Genomic DNA, 17,301 nt, shown 5'->3' on the forward strand with positions numbered 1-17,301 from the left:
GCGACGGTCCCGCTATCGTCAGAAACAGAACTCCATTTCGGGAGAGAAGAATAATTCGAACCAAATACGAGTTTAGCGCTAAAAAGCGAACTGAATCCGAAAAATTATTGGTTTGAGCGTGTGACGGTCGTCCTATGCTCGATTACTACGGTGTGGAAGCGGACCTGTCGGAAGAAGAGCGGATGATCCAGGAGTCGGCGCGGGAGTTCGTCGACGAGAAGGTGCGACCGGACATCGGCGAACACTGGATCGAGGGCACCTTCCCCAAAGACCTGATCCCGGAGATGGGCGAGATGGGCTTTTACGCGCCCAATCTCGAAGGGTACGGCTCACCAAACGTCAGCGAGAAAGCCTACGGCATCCTGATGCAGGAACTGGAGGCGTGTGACTCGGGGCTGCGCTCGATGGCCTCCGTGCAGGGCGCGCTGGTCATGTACCCGATCCACGCCTACGGCAGCGAGGAACAGAAGGAACACTGGCTGCCCAAACTCGGTTCGGGCGAAGCGGTCGGCTGTTTCGGCCTCACGGAGCCGGAACACGGCTCGAACCCCACCGCGATGGAGACCCGCGCCGAGGAAGCCGACGAGGGCTACGTCCTGAACGGCTCGAAGACCTGGATCACGAACTCCCCCATCGCGGACGTGGCCGTCGTCTGGGCGCGGGACCAGACCGACCCCGACACGCCCGTCCGCGGGTTCCTCGTCGAGACGGATCGGGACGGCGTCAGTACGAACAAGATCGACGAGAAGCTCTCCCTGCGGGCGTCCATCACCGGCGAGATCGGCCTCAACGACGTGTACGTCCCCGAGGAGAACATCCTGCCAGGCGTCGAGGGCATGGGCGGCCCGCTCGGTTGTCTCACGCAGGCGCGCTACGGCATCGCCTGGGGCGCCATCGGGGCGGCGCGTGACGGCTTCGAGACGGCGCGGGACTACGCCACCGACCGCGAGCAGTTCGGCGGCCCGATCGCCCGGTTCCAGCTCCAGCAGGACAAACTCGCGGAGATGGCCACCCAGATCACCCTCGCCCAACTGCTCGCCCACCGACTCGCCGACCTCAAGGAACGCGGCGACATGCGCCCCCAGCACGTCTCGATGGCCAAGCGCAACAACGTCCGGATGGCCCGTGACCAGTCCCGCATCGCCCGCGAGATGCTCGGCGGCAACGGCATCACCGCCGACTACTCGCCGATGCGCCACATGGCCAACCTCGAAACCGTCTACACCTACGAGGGCACCCACGACATCCACACCCTGATCCTCGGGGAGGATCTGACCGGGTTCGCAGCCTACGAGTGAGTCATGACTGGCGAAGCACGCACTCCCGACGGTGACGACCAGCCCCTCGACGGACTGACCGTCCTCGACGCCTCGCGGGTCCTCGTGGGCCCGTTCTGCACGATGCAACTGGGTGACCTCGGCGCGGAGGTCATCAAAATCGAACGCCCGGACGGCGGCGACCAGACCCGCGGCTGGCACCCGCCGACCTACGGCGAGGAGAGCGCCTACTACGTCAGCATCAACCGCAACAAGCGCTCGCTGACGCTGAACCTCGCCAGCGAGGAGGGGCGCGAGGTGTTCCGTGACCTGGCGACGGAGGCGGACGTCCTCGTCGAGAACTTCCGGGTCGGAAAGATGGAGGAGTGGGGGCTGGACTACGGGACGCTCAGCGAGGCCAATCCCGAACTCGTCTACTGTTCGCTCTCGGGCTACGGCGAGTGGGGCCCACAGAAAGACCGGCCGGCCTACGACATCATGATGCAGGCCGAGGGCGGCCTGATGAGTATCACCGGCGAGGAGGACGGGCCGCCGGTACGCGTCGGCGTCGCCATCGCCGATATCGGGGCCGGGATGTACGCCACACAGGCGATCCTCGCGGCCTTGCTCTACCGTGAACTCGGCGACGGCACCGGGCAGAAAGTCGACGTGAGCCTCCTCGACGGCCAGGTCGCCTGGATGAGTTACATGGCGTCGTACTACTTCGCGACCGACGACCCGCCGGGTCGCATGGGGAGTAAACACCCGACGATCGCGCCCTACCAGGCGTTCGAGACCAGTGACGGCTACGTCGTCGTCGCGACCGCCTCGGAGAACCTCTGGCCGAAGTTCTGTCGGGCACTCGACCGCGAGGACCTGATCGACGACGAACGCTTCGCGGTCAACGCCGACCGCGTCGCGAACCGGTCGGAACTCGATCGAATTCTCGACGAAGAGTTCGAACAGTATTCGACCGCCGAGGCCGTCGCGCGGATGGAGGAGGCCGGGGTCCCGGCCAGTCGCGTCCGCGACATGGAAGACGTGTTCGAGAACCCGCAGGTCCAGGCCCGGAATATGCACCGGACCGTCGACCATCCCACGATCGGGTCCATGGAGATGGCCGGCAGTCCGATGCACTTCTCGCAGACGCCGACCGAGATCGACCGACACCCGCCGCTTTTGGGGGAACACACCGAAGAAGTCCTCCGGGAGTTCGGGTACGACGACGAGACGATCGCTGACCTCGCCGATCGAGACATCGTCTGAGCGGGGTCTCCGGCGTCGTTCGACCGGACGCGGCTCTAGTCGGCGAGGGCTTCGATCAGCGTCTCGATCTCGAAGTCGTTGAGTGGGTTCTGTTCGTCTTTGACCGTCGTGATGACGAACTTCGAGGAGGTTCGTTCGATCTCCTCGATCGCCTCGTAGTCCTCGACGAGCGATTCGACCATCTCGCGGTTGGCGACGTGCGCGATGGCGACGAAGTCGGTGTCGCCCATCGTGAAGTACACCTGATTGACACCCTCGACGGCGGCGAGTTTTTCGCCGACGCTCTCGTGGTAGCCCTCCTCGAACTCCGCCCAGATCTCCGAGATGAGCGTGATGGAGAGCCCGACCTTCTTCAGGTCGATGTTGTAGAGGTCGTTGGTGATGACGCCGGACTCGCGAAGCTGGTTCAGCCGGTAGTGGACCGTCGATTTCGGGATCCCGGTCGCGTCTTCGATCTCGTCCGGGCTCGCTGTTCCGTCTTTGGCGATCGTCGTCAGAATCTGAATGTCCTTCTCATCCATGGGCGACTTCTGAATACCATCCAATGATTGGGCGAACATACAAATGTATACTGATTGGGCTGCTGTCCGAGGGGGTCGGGCCGGGGTCGTCGGCGGCGGTCAGGGCGCGCGTCGCTCGATGGACTCGCAGATGATGTCCATGCCCGCGGTGGCCTGTTCCTGTGTGAGTACGAGCGGCGGGATCAGCCGCAGGACGTTCCCGTGCCGGCCGGCCGACCACACCAGCACGCCGCGCTCGTAGCAGTCCTGTTGAATCGCCTTGACGAGCTCCTTGCCCGTCTGTTCGTCGGCGTCTGCGAACTCGGCACCGACGAACAGGCCGCGACCGCGCACGTCGACGAGTCGCTCGTTCTCGCCGGCGGACTCGCGCAGGCGGTCGCGGATGTAGCTCCCGACGTCGCGTGCGTGGGCGAGCAGGTCGTTGTCCCGGATGTACTCGATCGCGCGGACGCCACCGACCATCGCGGGCGCGTTGCCACGGTAGGTGCCGACGTGGCCGCCGGCCTCCCAGGTGTCCAGATCCTCGTGATACATCGTCCCCGATAGCGGCAGGCCGATTCCGCCGATGGCCTTGGCCATGGGCATCGCGTCGGGCGTCACGTCGTAGTGATCGCTGGCGAACCACTCGCCGGTGCGGCCAAAGCCGGTCTGGATCTCGTCGACGATGAGCGGGATGTCGTTGTTCTCGGCGATCTCTTTGAGTCCCGGGAGGAATCCTTCCGGCGGGGTGACGATCCCGCCCTCGCCCTGGATCGGCTCGACCCAGATCCCTGCCGGGTTCGCCAGCCCGCTGTATGGGTCTTCCAGCAGTTCGCGGACGTTCTCCAGTGCCCGAGCGCTGGCCTCCTGTGGGTCCAGTCCCTGCTGGTGTGCGTAGGGATAGGGCACGTGGTGGACGTTCGGCAGCATCGGCGCGTAGTCTTCCTTGTACTTCTTGCCGGCAGTCAGACTGAGTGCGCCGGCGCTCCCACCGTGATACGCGCCGCGGAACGCGATGAGGCCGTCGCCGCCCGTGTTGTACTTGGCGAGTTTGATCGTCGCCTCGATGGCGTCACTGCCCGTCGGCCCGCCGAAGACGACGCGGTTGTTGTCCGGCAGCGCGCCCGGCGCGATGTCGTTCAGCGCCTCGATCAGGTCCAGCCGAGCCTCCGTCGGGAAGTCGATGGTGTGGGCGACCTTCTCGGTCTGTTCCTGTACCGCTTCCAGCACATATGGGTTCGAGTGCCCGACGTTCAACACGCCGATGCCGGCGAAGAAGTCGAGGAACGTGTTCCCGTCCGCGTCACGGATCGTCGCGCCTTTGGCCTCGTCGATGGCGATCGGAACGACCTTGGGATATGCGACCGCGCTGCTGTCGATCTCCCGCTGCCGTTCGATGAGCCGCTTCGACTTCGGCCCGGGAATTTCCGTCTCGACCGTCGGCTCCTGTGCGAAGTGAAGCTCGTCGAACGCCTGTTCTACAGCCATAGTGGCACAACATCCTACTAGATACTAAAACTTTGTATTCTGTCCAAGATAGCTCTATATTACTGGACAGAATCTATTACAGGGTCGTGGTGACCGCTCCGGTGTGGGACCGTTCCACCGGCCCTATCTGATTGAACGAAGTTCTACTATCTATAGAAATATTGGATCGAATTCTACCAACCGCGTAGATTTAATATCGAGTATCCACATCGGACGAGTGATGCTGCACACAGAGGGTGACCTCCTGTCGATCGACCTGACGGCCCAGCGCACGGAAACCGCGTCGATCGACGGTGTTCTCGAATCGTTCATCGGCGGGCGTGGCGTGGCGACGCGACTGGCACACGATCGGATTCCGTTCGACGCGGATCCGTTCGGCCCGGACAACCGCGTGTATTTCACCACGGGACCGATGCAGGCCTCGAACATGAGCTTCACCGGCCGGACCAACTGTACCGCGGTCTCACCGTTGACCGATGGGCTGCTCTCCTCGAACGCCGGCGGGTTCCTCTCGCGCAATCTCGCGGCCACGGGCTACGGCGCGGTCGAGTTCCACGGCGCGAGCGACGAACTCGTGGCCGTCCACGTCTCGGACGACGGCGTCGAGTTCGAACCCGTGCCGGAACTGGCTGGTGCGGAAGTCCCCGAGACCGTCGCCGCGCTGACCCAGCGGCCGGATCTGGACGTCGACAACACGGCTGTCATCGGGCCGGCGGGCGAGAACGAGGTCCGCTTTGCCTCAATCATGACCTCCGAGACGCGTGCGTTCGGCCGGGGCGGCCTCGGGGCGGTACTCGGGGCCAAAAACGTCAAGGCGATCACCTTCAGCGGCGACGCCGCGCCCGACATCGAGGTGCCCGAGATGCAGATGGACGTCCACCGCGAGGCGGCGACGAGCGACCACATCATGAAACGACAGGGGACCACGAGCGTCACCGAGTACGCCAACGAGGTCGAGGCGCTGCCGACCCGGTACTTCTCGGAGCTGTCCTTCGAGGGTGCGGGAGACATCGGCGGCGACGCCGTCGAGCGCAAGAAATTCGAGAAAGGGACCTGTTCGGCCTGTGCGTTCGCGTGCAAACTGCCCACGAAAGACGAGGAGTCGGGTATCGAGACGGAAGGCCCGGAGTACGAGACCGTGATGGCCTTCGGGTCGAACGCGGGTGTCGACGACGTGGTGGACGTGATGCGCTCGAACGAGCAGTGTGACCGCTACGGCCTCGACACGATCAGTACCGGCGACGTGGTGTCGGCCTATCTGGCGGCCGAAGACGAGTTCGGCAACGTCGATCTCATCGAGGAGCTGGTCGAGAAGATCGCCCACCGCGAGGGCGAGGGCGACCTGCTCGCGGAGGGGATCGACCGCATCCACGACGAACTGGGTGTCGAGAACTGGTCGGTCAAGGGCATGGAGTTCCCCGCCCACGACGGCCGCACGCTCAACGGGCAGGGCCTCGGCTACGCCACGGCCAATCGCGGGGCCGACCATATGTTCGCGGTGTTTTACTCCTACGAGTATCCGCTGGTCGACGAGGACGACGCCGTCGACCGCGAGGGACTCGACGGCAAACCCGAACTGCTCGTCCGTCAGGAGAACCAGCGCGCACTCGAAGACTGCGGGATCATCTGCCGATTCTCGCGTGACTTCCTGACCCACGACCGGCTCGAAGCGCTGTTCGGCCGGGACATCAACGCCCTGCTGGCAGTGGGTGCCGAGGTCATCGCGCTCGAACGCCACTTCAACAACCAGCGCGGCTTCGACCGCGCCGACGACCGCTTGCCCTACGACCTGCCCGGATTCGAGGACGCCCTCGACGAGTACTACGAGATCCGTGGCTGGCGTGCCGACGGCACGGTTCCCGACGAACCCATCGTCGCCGGTGAGTAGCGCCGTGTCTCAGGACTCCCCCGACGTGGTCGTGTTGCGGGAAGGCACCGAGGGGCTCTCGATGCGTGACTACGCCGCGGAACTCACCGACCGCCTCCCCGAGTACACCGTCGCACACGCCCGAACGCCCGACGCCGAGCGCGACCTGGTTCGGCACGCGCCGGTCGTCACCGGGAACGACATCGACCGGGACCTGCTGGACCGCGCCGAGGCGCTGGAACTGTTCGCCTGTACCTTCGCCGGGACGGACCACCTCCCCCTCGACGCGCTCGCGGACCACGGCGTCACGGTGACGAACGCGAGCGGCATCCACGCCCCGGGCATCGCCGAGCAGGTGCTCGGCTCCCTGCTCACCTTCGCCCGGCGGCTCCACGTGAGCTGGGAGCGAAACCGGCGCAGTGTCTGGCGACACGTCCAGTCGACGGAGCTGAAGGGGTCGACGGTGACGGTCGTCGGGCTCGGTGCCGTCGGGACGGCCGTCGTCGACCGACTCGCCGGCTTCGACGTCGACACCATCGGCGTCCGTCACTCCCCGGAGAAAGGGGGACCCACGGACGAGGTGTTCGGGTACGACGCGGTCCACGAGGCGCTCGCACGAACGGACTATCTGGTGCTCGCCTGTCCGCTGACGGACTTGACGCGTCACCTGCTCGACGCCGAGGCCCTCGCCACGCTGGAGCCGTCGAGCGTCGTCGTCAACGTCGCCCGCGGTGCAGTCGTCGACACCGACGCGCTGGTCGCCGCCCTCCGGACCAGCGGTATCCGCGGCGCGGCACTCGACGTGACCGACCCCGAACCGCTCCCGGCCGAGCATCCACTCTGGAGCCTGGACAACGCGCTCCTCACGCCACACACCGGCGGCCACACGCCGGAACACTGGCCCCGGCTGGCGGAGATTCTCGCCGGCAACGTCCAGGCCCTGTTCGACGACGGGGACGAGACGACCCTGGAAAACGTCGTGCACGGCGACTGACCGCCGTCGGTCGTCACCGCGACCGCCGTCGGGACCATCCGCCCACTCGAACTGCCGTTCGATGCAACTCCTGGCCTGTGTGTGCCAAATGTGTTGGACGAAATCCGAAGTTTCGGCTAATACTCGAACTCAGTAAAATATATATGGGTGACTCCAAACAAGTGCGTATGGATGACACACAAACGGATGGTGAGTTTTCACGCGTTCTCTCGAAGCGGGACGTGTTCGTACTGGCGTTCGGTGCGATGGTCGGCTGGGGGTGGATCATCCAGTCGGGCTACTGGATCGACGAGGGGGGCGTCATGGGATCGGTCGTGGCGTTCGTCCTCGGCGCGTTCATGGTGGCCGTCGTGGGGCTGATCTACGGCGAACTCGCGTCGGCGATGCCGTTCGTCGGCGGTGAACACGTCTACAGTATGCGTGCGCTGGGACCGATCGGCTCGTTCGTCTGTACCTGGTCGTTGATCCTGGGGTACGTGGGTGTGGTCGTCTTCGAGGTGGTCGCCTTTCCCTCGGCGCTCGCGTACGTCGTGCCGGGGTTCAACGCCCTCCCGCTCTGGTCGATCGCGGGCCAGACCGTCTACGGCACGTGGGTCCTCGTCGGCAGCGTCGGTGCGGTCGTCATGACGTACCTGAACTACCGGGGCGTCCAACCGGCGGCGCAGTTCCAGACCATCCTGACGCTGGTCATCGGGCTGGCGGGTATCACGCTGGCTATCGGCGCAGTGGCCAACGGTCACACCACGTCGACGCCCCCCTTCGCCGACTCCGGGCTGGCCGGCGTCCTCACCGTCGCGATCATGACGCCGTTCATGTTCGTCGGGTTCGACGTGATCCCACAGGCCGCCGGGGAGGCCGACGTGTCCGAGCGGGTTCTCGGTCTGCTCATCGTGGTCTCGGTCTCGGTCGCGGCGCTGTTTTACATCCTCGTCATCTGGGCTTCGGGTCGAGCGCTGCCGGGGGCCGTCCTCGTCGAGAGTTCGCTGCCCGCGGCCGCCGCCATGGAGGCGCTGTTCAGTAGCGCGCTGATCGGGAAGATCATGGCACTGGCCGGTATCGCCGGCATCCTCACCAGCTGGAACTCCTTCCTGCTCGGCGGGAGCCGTGCGATCTACGCGCTGGCCGAGTCCGGGATGCTGCCCGAGACGCTGGCGACGGTCAACGAGACGACCGACACGCCCTCGCGAGCGCTCGCACTCATCGGCGGCCTGTCGGTGTTCGCACCGCTGTTCGGGGAACAGATGCTCGTCTGGATCGTCAACGCCGGCGGCTTCGGCATCGTCGTCGCGTGGGTGATGGTCGTCGTCTCGTTCCTCGTCTTGCGCGTCCGCGAACCCGAGATGGATCGGCCGCTGAAGCTCCCGGCCGGAAAAGCCGTCGGCGTCCTCGGACTCGCACTCACGCTCGTGTTCACCGGCATGTACCTGCCGGGCGCGCCCTCCGCGCTCCAGTGGCCCTTCGAGTGGGGCATCGTCGTCCTGTGGGTCCTGCTGGGGGCCGGGCTGGCCGTTCTGTCGCGCCGCTCCGGCAACCAGACACACGTCGACGCGCACGGCTTCGACGGCGATTGAACGGCCGACCCGTTTCCGTTTCTCCGACGGCCGACCCTCTCGTTCAGTCGCGACGAGGAGTCACCGGACCGGCCACAATCAAAAAGCGGTCTCGTGGCAGACTGCGTGGAACCGCGCGACGGATCGGTAGCGGGTGACTCGGTGACCGCGGCCCGTCAGGGCCAGAGACCGCGCGTACTCTTCGCCTCGGCGACCCGTGAGAGGCCGACGATGTACGCGGCGTCACGCCAGGTCACGTCGCGGGCCTCGAACTCGCGACGAACGTCGTCCCACGCCGAGAGCATCTCCGATTCCAGTTCTTCGCGGACGCGCTCGACCGTCCACTGGCGACGGTTGATGTCCTGGAGCCACTCGAAGTAGCTCACCGTGACGCCACCGGCGTTCGCGATGATGTCCGGGATCACGGCGACCTCACGCTCGGCGAAGATACGGTCGGCTGCCGTCGTCGTCGGCCCGTTCGCACCTTCGACGACGATGTCGGCCTGGACGGCGGCCGCGTTGTCTTCGGTGAGGACGTTCCCGACGGCCGCCGGAACGAGGATGTCCACGTCGAGTTCCAGCAACTCGGCGTTCGTGAGCGTCGACCCCGCGTCCGTGCCCATCACGGCTTCCGGTTGCTCGTCGTGGGCACTGATCTCCCGCGTGGCCAGCCCGTCGGGGTCGTAGACGCCGCCGTTTATGTCGCTGACCGCGACGACGGTTGCGCCCCACTCGTCGAGCAGTCGCGCGGCGTTCGCGCCGACGCTGCCAAAGCCCTGGACGGCGACCGTCGCGTCGTCGAGGGACAGGTCGTAGTAGTTGGCCGCCTCGCGTGTCACGATCGCGACGCTGCGCCCCGGTGCCTCTTCGCGACCGTAGCTCCCGCCGATCAGCGGCGGTTTGCCGGTGACGACGCCCGGGACCGTCTCTCCCTCCTGCATACTGTAGGCGTCCATGAACCAGGCCATCGTCTGGGCGTCCGTCCCCATATCCGGCGCTGGAATGTCCCGTGTCGGGCCGACGAAGTCGCGCATCTCCTCGGCGAACCGGCGGGTCAGCCGCTCGCGCTCGTCCTCGCTCAGTTCCTTGGGATCGGCGACGATACCGCCTTTCGCACCGCCGAAGGGGAGGTCCATCACCGCACACTTCCAGGTCATCCACATCGCCAGCCCCACGCACTCGTCTTCGGTCACGTCCGGGTGGTACCGGAGCCCACCCTTGTACGGTCCCCGAACGTCGTCGTGCTGTGCACGATAGCCGGTGAATACCTCGACGGTGCCGTCGTCGCGCTCCAGCGGGATCGACCCACTGAGTACCTTCGTGGGGTGTTTCAGTCGCTCGACGACTCCCTCGTCGACGTCGACGTGTGCCGCCGCCCGTTCGAGCTGGTGTCGAGCCGTCTCCAGCGCCGTTTCCGGATCTCTGTCCGTCGTCGTCTCCTCGTGTGCTGACTTCGCCATCGTATCACCTGTCCGGAGTGGTCGCCCACTCCTCAGACACAACCTAGTTCAATAATATATCATTTAGTTCTTTTGTGTACGATAAAACCATTCAAAGTTGAATTGAATTCGAGAAGAAGCCGTATCGGGCGACTGTAACTAGTCCGGCGGTACGGCTATGGTGTGGCGGCTCTCACCTGGTTCGTCTCGACAGCGGGACGGACCCGACGTTCGGCGGCGACTCGGGCAGTTACGGGTCGGACACCCAGACGGACTTCCGGTTCACGAATTCGCGGATGCCTTCCCCGGCGAGTTCCCGCCCGTAGCCGGAGTTTTTGATCCCGCCGAAGGGAAGTTCGAGGTGTGAGGTGACGAACTCGTTGACGAAGACACAGCCGGCCTCGATCTCCCGTGCCACGGCCTCGCCGCGCCCCCGGTCGTTCGTCCAGACTGTCGCTCCGAGCCCGTACTCCGTGTCGTTGGCGAGGGCGACCGCGGCCGCTTCGGACTCGACCTCGAAGACGGCCGCGACCGGGCCGAACAGTTCCTCCGTCGCCGCGGGCGCGTCGGTCGGAACGTCGGTCAGGATCGTCGGCTGGTAGAAGTATCCGTCCCTGTCGAGGGGCTCCCCGCCGAGTTCGACCGTTGCTCCGGCCGCGACGCTGCGCTCGACCTGGTCGTGGAGGTCGTCGCGGAGGTCCGCGCGAGCCATCGGTCCGACATCGGTCTCCTCGTCGGTGGGGTCGCCCACGGTCAGGGCGGCCATCTCCGTCCGGAGTCGGTCGACGAACTCGTCGTACACGTCGGTGTGGACCACGAAGCGTTTCGCGGCGATGCAGGACTGGCCGGTGTTGTACGTACGGGACTGACACCCGACCGTCGCTGCGCGTTCGAGGTCGGCGTCGTCGAGGACGACGAACGGATCGGACCCGCCCAGTTCCAGCACGGTCTTTTTCAACTGTGCGCCGGCCTCACTCGCGACGGCGCGGCCGGCGGCCACGCTTCCCGTGAGTGTGACGGCGCGAACGCGGTCGTCGGCGATCACATCGGCGACGGTCTCGTCGGCCACACGGAGCGTCTGGAGCGCGTACTCCGGGAAGCCCGCGGCCTCGAACACGTCGGCGATGGCTTCGGCACAGCCCTGGACGTTCGGCGCGTGTTTGAGCAGGCAGACGTTTCCGGCGGCGAGTGCCGGCGCTGCGAACCGGAACACCTGCCAGAACGGGTAGTTCCATGGCATCACGGCCAGTACTGGGCCGAGGGGTTCGTAGGCGACGAATGTCTTCGCGCCCGGTTCGACGGCCACCCGGTCGTCCTGCAGAAAGGTCCCGGCCTGCTCCGCGTAGTACTCACAGACCCGCGCACACTTCTGTACCTCGGCCCGTGCCTGCTCGATCGGTTTGCCCATCTCCGCGGTCATCGTCCGTGCGTACTCCGACTCGTTGGCTTCGAGTACGTCGCTCACACCCGCGAGCAACGCCTGTCGGTCCGTGATGGACCGTTCCCGCCAGGTCTCGAATCCGCGCTGGGCCCGGTCGAGTCGCTTTTCGACCGCCGCCGCGTCGTGCCGGTCGAAACTGTCGATCCGTGTCTCGGTCGCTGGGTCGACGCTCTGCATCGTGTCTACTAATGCGGTAGTTTATTGTATAAAATTTCGCTGGTTGGGATATATTTGAACTGAATCTAGTATCGGGTGGCGTCGGTGGTAGCTCTACCGTCGCTCACGCCGCCGGTCGTGATCGACCGGCAGGACGGTGGGCATTTACCCGTCGACCGGTTACTCGGCGGCAATGAGCAAGCCGAGCCCCGAGGTCTACGAGCAGGGCAAGGGGATGGACGCCCACAACAAGGCGATGCGGGAGATTCGCTCCCGGAAGGACGAGACCTACGATCCCCGCGAGCCCACGCGGGTCTGGATCGACGAGGACAACACGCCCGACGGCGTCTACCAGTCGCTGACGATCATCCTCAACACCGGCGGCTGTCGGTGGGCCCGTGCCGGCGGCTGTACGATGTGTGGCTACGTCGCCGAATCCGTCGAAGGCGGCTCGGTCGCTCACGAGGACCTGATGGCCCAGATCGACGTGTGTCTGGAACACGAGGCCGAGAACGCCGAGGACGAATCCGGCCTCATCAAGATTTACACCTCCGGCTCGTTCCTCGACGAGCGTGAGGTCCCCGCCGAGACCCGCCAGGCCATCGCCGAGACCTTCGCCGACCGCGACCGCATCGTCGTCGAGTCCTTGCCCGATTTCGTCGACCGGGGGAAGATCGAGGATTTCACCGCCCACGACTTGGAGACCGACATCGCCGTCGGCCTCGAAACGGCGACCGACCGCGTCCGTCGGGACTGTGTGAACAAGTACTTCGAGTTCTCGGAGTTCGAGCGGGCCGCGGCCGACGCTCGCGAGGCCGGCGCGGGCGTCAAGGCGTACCTCCTGATGAAGCCGCCCTTCCTCTCGGAACCGGATGCCCTCGAAGACATGAAGCGGTCCGTCCGGAAGTGCGCCGCCGTCGAGGGCTGTCACACTGTCTCGATGAACCCAACGAACGTCCAGCGCCACACGATGGTCGAGGACCTCTATCACGACGGGGGCTATCGGCCGCCGTGGCTCTGGTCGGTCGCCGAGGTGCTGGAATCGACGGCCGAGGAAGACGTGATCGTCGTCTCCGATCCGGTCGGCCACGGCAGCGACCGCGGTGCCCACAACTGCGGGGAGTGTGACGACCGTGTCCAGAAAGCGATCAAGGACTTCGACCTCCGGCAGGACCCGTCGGTGTTCGAACAGGTCTCCTGTACGTGCGAGCGAACCTGGGAACTCGTGCTGGAACGGGAGGCGGGCTACAACCAGCCACTCGTTCGGTGAGTGACACAAGACATTTGCCACGACCGTCGGGACGGTCGATATGCGCCGCCCCGCACTCGTCCTCGCTGCTCTCCTGCTGCTGAGTGGGTGTTCCGGAATCGGTCCTTCGGAGTCGTCGCCCACGGATTCGGTTTCACCGGCACCGACACAGTCTGATACGTCGACCGCCCACCGGTCGCCGCCCGACGTGACTGGCTCGAATGGAACTGTCCTGCCGCGCGTGCCGTTCCCGTCCCGTGCACCTGACGGAACACACGATGTGTTCCGCTCGCTGACAGTCGGTGATCCACCGATCAGGCGGTTCGATGGGGTGACTGGTGTGTTCGTCCTGAACGCCGGCCCGAACCGGACGCTGAACGTCACGATGGCCTACGGCCGGGACAACACCACGATCTACGAGCGCCGACTCGAGTTCCCGGCCGACGGGGTGCTCGCGTTCGAGATGTCCCAGTCGGGCCAGTACGCGGTTACCATCGAACGCGCGAACGACTCGGGAACGATGGTGTTGACCGGCGACGATTTCGACTGCAACGATCGGGCCTACGCGATCTGGATCGACGAAACGGGTGGTGTTCGGGACAGTTATACCTCGACCCTGCTGGGGTGTGGGACATCGACCGGGTAGCAGTACTCCAGTCGACCCTCGCAGTTACGATTCTGGCGGCACCACCACGCCGGGCTGGTCGACGATCTCGGTGCCGTTCTCGGCGTAGGTGACCATGGCGTTGAAACTGGAGTTCGCGCGCACGTCGCTGAAGTTCAGCGTCCCGCCGAAGGTCCCCTCCGCGTCGACGGTCGCCTCGAAGTCTTTCAGGAACGGGCTGGACCCGGTCGAACGGAGGTCGACTTCCAGCACCGTGCCCGGCGGCAGGTCGGTCTTGCCGAGTATCGTCCGATTCGGGGCCGCGTCGACGCGCATGACGCTCCCGCTCGACCGCCAGAGGGCGACGGCCGGATTCTTCGACGCGTACTCGTTCGCGACGGCGACGCCGGTCGCGTTCGCCAGTCGCGTCCCGTTCTCGGCGTCGACCACCGCGACCTGGAACGTCTCGGTCGCCGCCGCTGGCGACAGGTTCAGACGTGCACCGAACGTACCGCTCCCGTTCACTTCGACCGTCTCGGTGCGGGCCCAGGGCTCGGATCCAGTCGACGTGACGCGGACCTCGACTTCGGTCCCTGGCGGGAGGTCGCTCTCGCCCCGGATCCACTGCTTCGTGGTCCCGACGACCTGGAGCCGGTCGTCGTTGCCGGTGACGAACGAGACCGTCGGGTCGTCGCTGGCCGTCGATCCGTTCGGTCCGGGTCCGTCTGTAGCGTCGTCCGACGGGCCGCCGTCGAACACGCCGAGGACCAGGCCAGTGGCGACGGCCGCGACGGCGACGATCACGACGGCGGCGGCGACGAGACGGCGGTCCGTCACCGTTGCCCCTCTGGGATCGCGGTGGTCGACTGTCGGTACTCGATGCGGGCGCGGGCCCGCCGAACGCGTCGTTCAGGGCGACGAGTCATCCCGACGGACGTTCTCCGAGAGTGATAAAAGCCCTTCCGTAAGCTTCGAAACGGATTGAACCGTCCCGCAGTCAGATGCCGCCGTCGGGCTGGCTGTTGCCGCCGGAACCACGGCCGAGCAAGCCCTTGATCTTCGCTTTGAGTTCGTCGTCGTCGTAGTGCCGGAGCAGTGCCCAGGTGGCGATCTGGACGACGACGCCGACGGCGATCAGCGCGGCGGTCCAGGTCGGTGGCGTCGGCACCGAGAGGTTCGCCAGCGGATCGACGATCGCACTGGCGTCGAGGCCGGCCCAGATCAGCACCGCGCCCCAGGCCGCGCTCACGAACACGACGACGACCTTCTGGAGGATCACTGCGAGGACCGCGCCGATGACCGGCCCGGCGAGGATCACGGGGTCCAGCAGGTTCGTCAGCGGGTTCATCGAGGTGCCCGTCAACGCGAGCGCCGCGCCGAACCCCGTCACTGCGCCGGGGACGACGAGCATCACGAGGTACACCTTGTTGGCGATGGCCAGGCCGACGAAGCCCAACAGGAGGATCACGGCGATGGTTGGGATCGGTCCCAGGCTGGCGGTACTGGCCGCGAAAAAGCCCCCGCCGCCACCGACCAGGAATCCGAACAGTTTCAACCCTGTTCGGTAGAAGAAGACGCCGCCGACGGTCAGGGCGATGCCGACGAGCAACAGGACGGCCGTGAGTACGATGTTCGACACGAGTGGTCACCTACCGGCGTGTCGGCTAGCCGACGGATAAGTGTGCTGGGCGGAGGGTGAGCGGGGAGGGACGATCCGCGAGGCGGAGGCAGAACGAGTGAACCGCGAGGCGACCCTACAGCGTGTCGTCCGGGTCGTGGCGCTCGCGCATCCGCTCGACCTCGCCGGCGTAGCGCTCCCGGGTGTCGGGGTCGCCGACGGTCCCGAGGTTACCCGGCTCGACCTCGAGCGACACCTGCGTCGACCGTCCGGGGCCGGTGAAACTGGGGAGCGCCCGCTCTTTCCGGTAGTCCCGCCGGCCGTCCGGCGTGGCGTAGGTCAGGATGATCATGTTCTGCTCGTCGTCCCCGTAGGTACGTTCGACCAGCCAGACGCGCTCGGTCTCGACAGCCTCGTCTGTCGTCGCCATACTCGAACTAGGGGCCGACGAAATTTCAGTCCTCCGCGGATTCCCGGGAAAAGAAAACGAACGACGGACTCTCGGACGCCGGGAGCACCTATCTTGATACAGCGAGAGAATCCCGCCCTTCCCGTGAGTGACGAGTGTGGACTGGTCGCCAATGCCGACGTAAACGGGGCCGAAAACATTCGACAGAAGGTACTCCCGACTCTCGCCTGTGATGGGGGAGATAGGGATAACGGCTGGATGGCACAGCCAGCGGTGCGCCTGTTCGACAAATCCACGGGGCGAGTTGCCCCACAAGAACAGGTGCGCCGCAAATCATAATATCCCAACGCTTGGGAAACCGCGCCGTCGTCGGGCGTAGCCCGACTGCCTGAGGGAGCTTCGCTCCCTCTCCGTTTACGGCGCGGAGGATGTCATTCGGCAAATCCCTCCAGCACGCCCTGGCCGTCGGTCGGGCCGATGTCGGGCAGTGCGGCCCGTTCGGGGTGGGGCATCAGCACGGCGACGGAATCGCGGTCGCCCAGCACGCCCGCGACGTTGTGTTTCGACCCGTTGGGGTTGGCGTCCTCGGTGACTTCGCCGTCCGCGTCGCAGTACCGGAAGAGGATTCGATCCTCGCGTTCGAGTTCCTCGAGGCGGTCGTCCGCGATCTCGAAGCGACCCTCGCCGTGGGCGATGGGCAGTTCGATGACCTCGCCCTCGTCGTAGGCAGCGGTCCAGGGCGTGTCGGCGTTCTCGACGCGGAGGTGGACGTGTTCACACTGGAAGCGGGCGCTCCGGTTGGTGGTGAACGCGCCTGGTGTGAGTCCGGACTCCGAGCCGATCTGTGCGCCGTTACAGACGCCCAGCACCGGCGTTCCGTCCGCGGCGGCGTCCCGGACTTCCTCGACGATGGGCGAGCGGGCGGCCATCGCGCCGGCCCGGAGGTAGTCGCCGTAGGAGAAACCGCCGGGGAAGACGACGCCGCTGGTGGCCGCCGGGAGACCGTCCTCGTGCCAGACGAGCTCGGCGTCGACGCCGATTTCATCGAGCGCGCGGACGGCGTCCCGGTCGCAGTTCGATCCGCCGAACTGGATCACCGAGACCGTCACGCGAGCCACCTCCTGGTGGCGAGTGTGACCAGGGAACGGGAGACGAGCGTCCACCGGACGCGAGTGGGAGTGAGTGAGGTCATGCGTCCCGTTCGGCGACCTCCACGGTGTAATCGTGGATGGTCGGGTTGGCCAGCAGGCGCTCGGCCATCTCGTCGGCGCGCTCGGCGGCCGCGTCGGCGTCGGTCGCGTCCACGTCGATCTCGAACTGGTCGGCCGACCGGAGATCCGCCAGATCGAACCCGAGCCGTTCGAGCTGGCGCTGTGTCGTCTCGGCCTCCGGATCGAGCACCCCGCGTTTCAGCCGGACCGTCACGGTCGCGGTGTACGCAGTCATTGTCTGCAGTGCCGTGAC

At 65.8% G+C, this 17,301-nt stretch carries 16 protein-coding genes and 1 pseudogene; 8 read left to right on the forward strand and 9 right to left on the reverse strand.

Translation table 11 applies throughout. The features are described from left to right. Positions 1–134: 134 nt before the first annotated feature. Positions 135–1,298, forward strand: coding sequence for an acyl-CoA dehydrogenase family protein (locus BMX17_RS13725; protein WP_092660999.1), 1,164 nt, complete (start codon positions 135–137; stop codon positions 1,296–1,298). A 3-nt stretch (positions 1,299–1,301) separates the two neighbouring features. Further along, a complete protein-coding gene (locus tag BMX17_RS13730; protein WP_092661001.1) occupies positions 1,302–2,522 on the forward strand; it encodes a CaiB/BaiF CoA transferase family protein in 1,221 nt (406 codons plus the stop codon). A gap of 35 nt (positions 2,523–2,557) precedes the next feature. Here the strand turns inward: BMX17_RS13730 and BMX17_RS13735 are convergent, their stop codons facing one another. Together BMX17_RS13735 and BMX17_RS13740 are read right to left on the reverse strand one after the other, a co-directional pair. Continuing rightward, positions 2,558–3,043 carry an Lrp/AsnC family transcriptional regulator gene (locus tag BMX17_RS13735; protein WP_092661003.1) on the reverse strand — a complete coding sequence of 162 codons (486 nt, stop codon included), beginning with the start codon at positions 3,041–3,043 and terminating at the stop codon, positions 2,558–2,560. 99 nt (positions 3,044–3,142) lie between these two features. After that, positions 3,143–4,510, reverse strand: coding sequence for an aspartate aminotransferase family protein (locus tag BMX17_RS13740; RefSeq protein ID WP_092661005.1), 1,368 nt, complete (start codon positions 4,508–4,510; stop codon positions 3,143–3,145). A gap of 220 nt (positions 4,511–4,730) precedes the next feature. Between BMX17_RS13740 and BMX17_RS13745 the strand changes: the two genes are divergently transcribed. The 3 genes from BMX17_RS13745 to BMX17_RS13755 all read left to right on the forward strand — a co-directional run bounded on the left by BMX17_RS13745 (position 4,731) and on the right by BMX17_RS13755 (position 8,942). Next, a complete protein-coding gene (locus tag BMX17_RS13745; protein WP_092661007.1) occupies positions 4,731–6,398 on the forward strand; it encodes an aldehyde ferredoxin oxidoreductase family protein in 1,668 nt (555 codons plus the stop codon). Between the two features lie 61 nt (positions 6,399–6,459). Beyond that, complete coding sequence (locus BMX17_RS13750; protein ID WP_092661148.1) at positions 6,460–7,371, forward strand: D-2-hydroxyacid dehydrogenase; 912 nt, start codon at positions 6,460–6,462, stop codon at positions 7,369–7,371. A 167-nt stretch (positions 7,372–7,538) separates the two neighbouring features. Continuing rightward, complete coding sequence (locus tag BMX17_RS13755; RefSeq protein ID WP_092661009.1) at positions 7,539–8,942, forward strand: APC family permease; 1,404 nt, start codon at positions 7,539–7,541, stop codon at positions 8,940–8,942. A gap of 155 nt (positions 8,943–9,097) precedes the next feature. Here BMX17_RS13755 and gdhB read toward each other — a convergent pair whose 3' ends face one another. Further along, on the reverse strand, positions 9,098–10,381 hold the full coding sequence (gene gdhB, locus BMX17_RS13760) for a glutamate dehydrogenase GdhB (RefSeq protein WP_092661011.1): 1,284 nt from the start codon (positions 10,379–10,381) through the stop codon (positions 9,098–9,100). Between the two features lie 229 nt (positions 10,382–10,610). Beyond that, the gene (locus tag BMX17_RS13765; RefSeq protein WP_092661013.1) at positions 10,611–11,978 is read right to left on the reverse strand and encodes an NAD-dependent succinate-semialdehyde dehydrogenase; all 1,368 of its coding nucleotides are present in this window, start codon (positions 11,976–11,978) and stop codon (positions 10,611–10,613) included. Positions 11,979–12,150: 172 nt separating this feature from the next. Here BMX17_RS13765 and BMX17_RS13770 point away from each other — a divergent pair, with 172 nt between their 5' ends. After that, positions 12,151–13,227 carry an archaeosine biosynthesis radical SAM protein RaSEA gene (locus BMX17_RS13770; protein ID WP_092661015.1) on the forward strand — a complete coding sequence of 359 codons (1,077 nt, stop codon included), beginning with the start codon at positions 12,151–12,153 and terminating at the stop codon, positions 13,225–13,227. 40 nt (positions 13,228–13,267) lie between these two features. Beyond that, complete coding sequence (locus tag BMX17_RS13775; RefSeq protein ID WP_092661018.1) at positions 13,268–13,852, forward strand: Ig-like domain-containing protein; 585 nt, start codon at positions 13,268–13,270, stop codon at positions 13,850–13,852. Between the two features lie 24 nt (positions 13,853–13,876). Here the strand turns inward: BMX17_RS13775 and BMX17_RS13780 are convergent, their stop codons facing one another. From BMX17_RS13780 to BMX17_RS13790, 3 genes are all read right to left on the reverse strand, one after another. Beyond that, the gene (locus BMX17_RS13780) at positions 13,877–14,647 is read right to left on the reverse strand and encodes a BGTF surface domain-containing protein (RefSeq protein ID WP_092661020.1); all 771 of its coding nucleotides are present in this window, start codon (positions 14,645–14,647) and stop codon (positions 13,877–13,879) included. Positions 14,648–14,807: 160 nt separating this feature from the next. Next, positions 14,808–15,449, reverse strand: coding sequence for a hypothetical protein (locus BMX17_RS13785; RefSeq protein WP_092661022.1), 642 nt, complete (start codon positions 15,447–15,449; stop codon positions 14,808–14,810). A 115-nt stretch (positions 15,450–15,564) separates the two neighbouring features. Continuing rightward, the gene (locus BMX17_RS13790; protein ID WP_092661024.1) at positions 15,565–15,858 is read right to left on the reverse strand and encodes a DUF7967 family protein; all 294 of its coding nucleotides are present in this window, start codon (positions 15,856–15,858) and stop codon (positions 15,565–15,567) included. A gap of 135 nt (positions 15,859–15,993) precedes the next feature. Here BMX17_RS13790 and BMX17_RS26695 point away from each other — a divergent pair. After that, positions 15,994–16,176 (forward strand): annotated as a pseudogene (locus BMX17_RS26695) (zinc ribbon domain-containing protein); the annotation flags it as partial. 92 nt (positions 16,177–16,268) lie between these two features. Here BMX17_RS26695 and purQ read toward each other — a convergent pair. Together purQ and purS are read right to left on the reverse strand one after the other, a co-directional pair. Beyond that, positions 16,269–16,946, reverse strand: coding sequence for a phosphoribosylformylglycinamidine synthase I (purQ, locus tag BMX17_RS13800; RefSeq protein WP_092661150.1), 678 nt, complete (start codon positions 16,944–16,946; stop codon positions 16,269–16,271). Positions 16,947–17,025: 79 nt separating this feature from the next. Beyond that, positions 17,026–17,283: a phosphoribosylformylglycinamidine synthase subunit PurS gene (gene purS / locus BMX17_RS13805; RefSeq protein ID WP_092661026.1), complete on the reverse strand. Its 258-nt coding sequence runs from the start codon at positions 17,281–17,283 to the stop codon at positions 17,026–17,028. Between the last annotated feature and the right edge of the window lie 18 nt (positions 17,284–17,301).

It is taken from the genome of Halorientalis persicus, assembly GCF_900110215.1.
Lineage (GTDB): Archaea > Halobacteriota > Halobacteria > Halobacteriales > Haloarculaceae > Halorientalis > Halorientalis persica.